The organism is Paenibacillus sp. 1-18 (assembly GCF_000520755.1).
Classification (GTDB): domain Bacteria; phylum Bacillota; class Bacilli; order Paenibacillales; family Paenibacillaceae; genus Paenibacillus; species Paenibacillus brasilensis.
In genome coordinates, this window is sequence record NZ_ASSB01000115.1 from 22,122 (window position 1) to 28,860 (window position 6,739).

Below are 6,739 nucleotides of genomic sequence, written 5' to 3' on the forward strand. Positions count from 1 at the left end.
TCATCACACTCGTCAACCAAACCCATAACGATCACTATCTACTGCTGACTGGCCGCGATCGCTTGCTCCAAATCGTACAAAATATCTTCAATCGCTTCTGTCCCAACCGATAGACGCAACAGCTCCGGTTTGACTCCGGCAGCAACCTGTTCCTCCGCACTAAGCTGCTGGTGCGTTGTGCTCGCCGGGTGGATGATCAAAGACTTGGAATCGCCCACATTAGCCAGATGGGAAAATAGCTTCACATTGGCGATCAGCTTGCTTCCCGCCTGACTCCCGCCTTTGATGCCAAAGGTCAGGATCGCCCCCTGCCCTTTAGGCAGGTATTTTTGGGCTAGCTCGTAGGATGGATGGCTCGGCAATCCGGAGTAGCTGACCCACTCCACATCCTTGTGGCTTTCGAGATACTGCGCTACCTTCAGTGCGTTCTGACTATGTCTCTCCAGCCGCAGATGGAGCGTCTCCAGGCCTTGCAGCAGCAGCCACGAGTTAAATGGTGAAATAGCCGCTCCCAAGTCACGCAGCAATTGCACTCGCGCTTTGATAATATACGCGATCGGTCCCACCGCCTCGGTATACACGACCCCGTGGTAGCTTGGGTCCGGCTCGGTCAGTCCCGGGAAACGGCCGCTCGCTTTCCAGTCAAACCTGCCGCTGTCCACGATCACACCGCCAATAGATGTACCATGTCCACCAATAAATTTCGTGGCCGAATGCACAACAATGTCCGCTCCGTATTCGATAGGCCGCAATAAATAGGGGCTCGGAAACGTGTTATCCACAATCAGCGGAATGCCATATTCGTGTGCAATCGCCGCAACAGCTTCTATATCCAGCACATTACCCTGCGGGTTGCCAATCGTTTCCGCAAATATAGCCTTCGTTTTCTCCGTAATGGCTTTGCGGAAGTTCTCCGGGTCGTCCGAATCGACAAAATGCACCTTAATGCCCAATTTCGGCAATGTAGTAGAAAATAGATTATATGTACCGCCATACAGGCTGGAGGCCGATACAATTTCATCTCCTGCTCCTGCAATGTTCAGGATGGAAAAGGAAATCGCTGCTGCTCCCGAAGCCGTTGCCAACGCACCAGCTCCTCCCTCCAGAGCCGCAATCCGTTGCTCGAACACATCCGTGGTCGGATTCATCAGACGCGTATAGATGTTGCCGAACTCTTTGAGTGAGAACAAATCAGCCGCATGCTCCGCATCTCGAAATCCATACGAAGTCGTTTGATATAGCGGAACGGCACGGGCAAAAGTAGTAGGATCAATTTGTTGTCCGGCGTGGACAGCGAGAGTTTCAAATGACAGCTTGCGTTCTTCTGACATGGTTATTTCCTCCCTTGTTATACGTGCTGTATGAATCGTCTCTTCCTGTATGCGTAATCATGGATGATTTTTCAATCATTCTCGCACAAAATGAATCATTTGGGAAGATAATTCTCATTATTCGGGTAGGAAATTATTATTTTGTTGAATCATCAGGTTTCAGAGCGGAAGGTTTTGCCCAAATGGTCACCCAAACCAAAATAATGGCGGAAATTATAGATGAGAGGACTCCACTTGGTCGGATCAATATGGTTTTCTCCTAGAAGCTTATCCTGGTGAACATGTACCTGCACAGCCTGGGTTTCGACGATCGCAAAATAAGAAGCGTGGTCAGGAATGCGGATATGTCTCACCTCAGCTTCAATCTGAATAGGACATTCCCTGATTCGGGTGGGCTTGACCCTAATAGATTCAATCGGAGTTAATCCGCTAATCTCATACTTATCTTTTTGATAGGTAAATCCATTTTGCTTCTTTTCCGCCGGTACAGGATTTTTGCCTGTGTAGGGAGCCAAGCGTTCTACATTCTCCCACATAGAAGGCCCCGGAACGTTGATGACACATTCAGGATGCCGTTTCATATTTTCGAACGCTTTCCCGGTTATTCCAATGCCTAATACCAGGCAATCGCCCAATGCCCATGAGGAGGAGATGGGGCTAATATTTACAGTGTCGTCCTCATTCAATGTATTAAGCAAAACGACAGATGTCCCGTAATATAAAATGCTTGGGTTAATCGTCTTCATGTCTGGGCTAAGATTCATCTGATTTATTTGATTAATTGGATTCATTTGGTCCATCATCCCTTCTCCTTCTGTTCATATCTGCCTCCTTATTGTAAAATGAAAACATTTCAAGCTTCATCGAAGTATGGATTACAGAAGTATGAATTACAAAGGGGGATAACTGTGCCATGAGCACCAAATCCAATGTAGCCATGATTGCTTCCCTCGTGAGCGAGCCTTCCCGCGCTGCCATACTTACCGCTTTATTAGACGGCAGGTTCCATACAGCAAGCGAATTGGCCCATATGGCCGGTATTAAACCGCAAACAGCCAGCTTTCATTTATCTAAAATGATCGAGGCACAAGCCGTTACTGTGGAAAAACAAGGACGACATCGCTATTTCGGCATACAAAATCCTGAGGTTGCCCGCGTGATGGAGTCACTTTTATCCATAGCTCCGCCCGTCCAAATTAAATCGTTCAAACAAGCCGCTGAAAACGAGGCCATACGGTTGGCAAGAACTTGCTACGACCATCTTGCAGGTCATTTAGGCGTACAAATCATGAATTCTTTGATGCAAAAGGGGATTCTGTCCGAGGACCAGGACGAACTTCACATTACCGCAAAAGGAGAGGCTTTCTTTGCAGATTTTCAGGTTGATCTTACACAAACGAGACAAAAACGCCGCTCCTTCTCCCATAAATGTCTGGATTGGAGTGAACGGCGTCACCATCTAGCCGGTGCCTTGGGCAGCGCCCTTTTGGACAGATTATTGGCCTTACACTGGATTGAACGTCTGCCCACGACCCGGGCGATACGCGTTACAGCAGAAGGTAAGAGAGGCTTTAAAGAACTATTTTCAATAAATATCGGCTAGATTAGCTACTCATGAAAGCGTCCCTTTTTCTAAAAAAGCCAGCATTTCATTTAACGATTTTTGAGCTGAATGGACATTGTATCGTGAAGAGTACGGGTCACTGAATCCATGTTGTCCGTTATATTGGTATGCTCTGACATTATGGCGGTGATCTAAGGTAGAAATTAGCTCACCTACATCAAAGGATGGCTCCTCCTGTGGGAAAAATAGCAGTGTTGGACATTGTGGGGTCACTTCCAAATAATTTCTAATACGTGAGCCATAAAATCCTACGAGGCCATCGACACATTGCTCTTCACTACACAGCCAGGCAATCGTTGCCCCTATGCTAAATCCGACGATAAATATTTTGTTATAGCGATCTCGAATGCTTAATAATAAATTTTTAATTTGTGATGATGCGTGGGTAAAGCCTACATTGTCCACAAAATTTTGGTAGGCAGCTTCCTCTTGTGAATAGTCAAAGGGGGCTTGTCTTTCCAATAAATCTGGACAAATCACGTCATAACCCTGATCCGATAATAATCTGCACATATGCTGTATGTGCTGGTTCATTCCGTAAATCTCATGCAGCACTACGATTATAGTGTCCGACTTTTGTTCAATGCTTATCATGGGCTGTGTACCTCCAACTCCTTTTATTAGGAACATTATATCCATTCCAATGATCCTGGTATATATTGTTTTTAAGTTATTAGGTCATCCTGCGTTTTTACCTGATACTAGGTATACCCGAAACTCGAAATGGTCTCGCCTAAAAATTTTACCCGCAATCTTGACCGATTCCGGCGTAATCTTCTCTACTACTCCACCATAATCCTCAAACGTTACGCGTAATTCCTCATCAATAGATACAACGTATACGTGCAACTGAACCAAAGCAGCTCCAAACAATTCCATGTCCGTATTTAATATTTTAAATGTGCGATTCATGACGATCACCTCCACAAATTCATTCGGTAGATCATATAAGGTTTCCTTCTACGATAATCATTTGACTAACAGCGGTACTGAAATACGCTTTAATTTCACTCAATTTAATGCCAAGTACCTTTTTATACATTATCGACGACCTACGTACCTCAAAAATTTAAATTCCATTATAGATCTTATTTTGTAATATATAGAATTTAATGTTTAGACAATTTTCCCAATAGAGTTTTATAATTCACTTGTTATTACATATATTTAGGAGGAAGTCATGAAAAATATCATATTTAAAAAACTAGGAACTATGATGTTAGCCCTACTCCTTGGAGTTTCGGTGTTCTCATTGTTCCCTACAGTTACAAAAGCAGAAACGGCAAATGTAACCTGGACAAATGGATCTTTAGTAACTTCTCTTTCGAATCCTGGACAAAGCGACAAAGCGACAGTGGGAAAAACAAAAGGAAAATGGTATTGGGAAGTAAAAGTTAGCCATAATATTTCATTAGTAGGGATAACTGGAGAATCAGGTCCGAAGTATCAAGCATACTACGGTTATAGTGGTCAAATTATAAATAACATTACATCAGACGTACGAACGGCTTATGGCCCTACATTTGGAGCTAATGATGTTATCGGTATTGCATTGGACTTAGATAACGATAAAATAGTTTGGTATAAGAATGGTGTTTCTCTGGGAGCTAATTCCGTTAAACCATCTGAACTAGAAGGATTAGAGGTTTTCCCGATGGTTATGAATGGAACTAGCGCAAAAATGGATTACCAAGCTAATTTTGGAGCAAGTGATTTTAAATATTCGATTCCTGAAGGATTTTTACCTTATCAAGATTCGGGTACATCTACAACACCGAACCCATCTACTAAGCCTGATCCATCTACAACACCGGACCCATCTACTAAACCTGATCCGTCTACAACACCGGATCCGTCGGATACAGATGGTAACTCCCAACCAACTGGTGATCGCGCTATTCTAACTGTAACAATGGACAATGGATTTGATAAAGAATTTGATCTGAGCAAAAAAGAACTGAATGCCTTCATCGCTTGGTATGATGCTAAAGATGCTAGTAGAGGTGCTTCTTTCTTTGCCATTGACAAACACAATAATAACAAAGGTCCATTCAGCAACCGTAAGGATTACGTCATTTTCAACAAAATACTCACCTTTGAAGTAAGCGAATATTCAACCAAATAAAACATTATGAAGGACTTCATATCAGCCACGTGCTAATGAAGTCCTTCTTTATATTTAGGGCCAGTAATCAGTAATTTAGGTAAACCCTAAAAAGTATTATATATTTACTGCCAATATTCGATAAGCGTTACAAGAAAAAATGAGTACCTACCTCAACCGATGAGGATACCCACAGAGAGAATTGTAAACGGCGATGTAATAGATATAGAAGTCTATTAGCAGCTTCTTTTCTCAAGAAAGCAAATCAATATGATGTGTTGGAGCTTCTGCGCATTCGTGGTCCATTGGTGCCGTCGGTCATAAGTGATGCTTTAGGGTCTTCACGTTCAAGTACATCAAAAATTCTCCGTATGAAAGATAAGCAATTAATTCAACAAACCGAAGGGGCAGCAAGACCGACGGGAGCAGACAACAGCAATTACCGACAAGGGCCAAGAGTTTTTGGCGGTGCTTCCCTAAGTAGAAACGAGACGGCAGAAATAGCTGCTTCCATACTTACAAAAGGTGAACAAGCCATTTTTACTGAACTTTGTCATAAAGTGGCGGCCGCACTTCAAGACAAATAAATAAGACAGCTAATATGATTTCCATTTGGAAATTATATTAAATGCCTGTGAAGTCCTTTTTTACATTTAATAGGCTAAAGGTTTGCAAACTCTTTGCATTCCCCTCATCCAACGAAAAATCGCTAGACCTATAAGGCCGAGCCATCCCCAGTTATCATTGTCATCATCACCATTGTTATTAGTTGTTTGCATTTGGGCTGTACCTGTCTCATTAGTGCCTGTCCCAGTGGTACTGGTTTCAGCAAATGCTACAGATTCTCCGATACTTGAAATCATTATTACCATCAAAAGCATGGTCTTAACCTTTTTCAACACAAATCGACTCCTTTTAGTCTTAGTGTTTGCAGTTGTTTTTTTAATAATTTTGCGTGTCCAATGTACCCTATTTTGTATGCAACTTATTTTAAGTGCTCTTATGGCTCATCTCTATTCTTACATTAAATTTTCACTGTTGGGCAATCATAAACTCGTACAAAATAAGAAAACAAAGGAGTGGTAATTACAATGGGTATCCTAAGCGGTAATCCTAAAAATGAGCCTATGCACTATGGAGAGATTTATAGTGTATGGATGTTTTCTGCATTAGCAAAGGGCATTGTTTCCTTTTACCAAGCATTTTTAAACCACGCTGGAGACAAGGAACTAAAAAAATACTTGATGATCTCATCGATCAGGCCAAACTGGAGATCAAAGAATGCGATACATTGCTCACTGATAATGGAATTGCCCCAGCTCCTGTCATGCCAGAAAGACCACCTGTGAAACTTGAAGATATTCCTGCAGGTGCGAGGTTTACTGATCCCGAAATAGCAGCTAAAATCGCATCAGATACTTCCATCGGCCTTACAGCTTGTAGCCAAGCTATGGGTCAATCAGTCAGAGAAGACATTGGTGCTTTATTCGCTAAGTATCACCTTACTAAGACGGCTTTAGGCGTTCGAATACTTCAAATGAACAAAGAAAAAGGCTGGCTTATTCCTCCACCGCTACAATTAAAGCGTCCTGAGCCTGTGAATGCATAATTGAAATAAAATTTAAAAATCCCCGCCGACCAATTTGAACCGCACCCCAAATCTTAGACACATGATATAAT

General features: G+C 42.6%; 8 protein-coding genes and 1 pseudogene. 4 read left to right on the plus strand and 5 right to left on the minus strand.

Annotation, left to right across the window (positions count from 1 at the left end; all coding sequences use genetic code 11):
- Positions 1 to 38: 38 nt before the first annotated feature.
- Both L693_RS0107570 and L693_RS0107575 read right to left on the minus strand, forming a co-directional pair.
- Positions 39 to 1,331, minus strand: a complete 1,293-nt coding sequence (locus L693_RS0107570; protein WP_025716750.1) for a homocysteine synthase — start codon at positions 1,329 to 1,331, stop codon at positions 39 to 41.
- 152 nt (positions 1,332 to 1,483) lie between these two features.
- Positions 1,484 to 2,122 (minus strand): flavin reductase family protein, encoded by a 639-nt coding sequence (locus L693_RS0107575; protein WP_025716751.1) that lies wholly within the window; start codon positions 2,120 to 2,122, stop codon positions 1,484 to 1,486.
- Between the two features lie 122 nt (positions 2,123 to 2,244).
- Here L693_RS0107575 and L693_RS0107580 point away from each other — a divergent pair, with 122 nt between their 5' ends.
- Entirely contained in the window at positions 2,245 to 2,934 is a 690-nt protein-coding gene (locus L693_RS0107580) for an ArsR/SmtB family transcription factor (RefSeq protein ID WP_025716752.1), read from the plus strand.
- 9 nt (positions 2,935 to 2,943) lie between these two features.
- Here the strand turns inward: L693_RS0107580 and L693_RS0107585 are convergent, their stop codons facing one another.
- Together L693_RS0107585 and L693_RS0107590 are read right to left on the minus strand one after the other, a co-directional pair.
- Positions 2,944 to 3,549: a dienelactone hydrolase family protein gene (locus L693_RS0107585; RefSeq protein WP_025716753.1), complete on the minus strand. Its 606-nt coding sequence runs from the start codon at positions 3,547 to 3,549 to the stop codon at positions 2,944 to 2,946.
- Positions 3,550 to 3,633: 84 nt separating this feature from the next.
- Positions 3,634 to 3,867, minus strand: coding sequence for a hypothetical protein (locus tag L693_RS0107590; protein ID WP_025716754.1), 234 nt, complete (start codon positions 3,865 to 3,867; stop codon positions 3,634 to 3,636).
- 268 nt (positions 3,868 to 4,135) lie between these two features.
- On the opposite strand from L693_RS0107590, the gene L693_RS0107595 reads away from it, so the two are divergent.
- Both L693_RS0107595 and L693_RS0107600 read left to right on the plus strand, forming a co-directional pair.
- The gene (locus L693_RS0107595; protein WP_025716755.1) at positions 4,136 to 5,080 is read left to right on the plus strand and encodes an SPRY domain-containing protein; all 945 of its coding nucleotides are present in this window, start codon (positions 4,136 to 4,138) and stop codon (positions 5,078 to 5,080) included.
- 254 nt (positions 5,081 to 5,334) lie between these two features.
- Positions 5,335 to 5,646 (plus strand): hypothetical protein, encoded by a 312-nt coding sequence (locus tag L693_RS0107600; protein ID WP_197029846.1) that lies wholly within the window; start codon positions 5,335 to 5,337, stop codon positions 5,644 to 5,646.
- A 66-nt stretch (positions 5,647 to 5,712) separates the two neighbouring features.
- Here L693_RS0107600 and L693_RS0107605 read toward each other — a convergent pair whose 3' ends face one another.
- Positions 5,713 to 5,958: a WGxxGxxG family protein gene (locus L693_RS0107605; protein WP_025716756.1), complete on the minus strand. Its 246-nt coding sequence runs from the start codon at positions 5,956 to 5,958 to the stop codon at positions 5,713 to 5,715.
- 192 nt (positions 5,959 to 6,150) lie between these two features.
- Here L693_RS0107605 and L693_RS0107610 point away from each other — a divergent pair.
- Positions 6,151 to 6,668: pseudogene (locus tag L693_RS0107610) on the plus strand (DUF3231 family protein).
- Positions 6,669 to 6,739 lie beyond the last annotated feature (71 nt).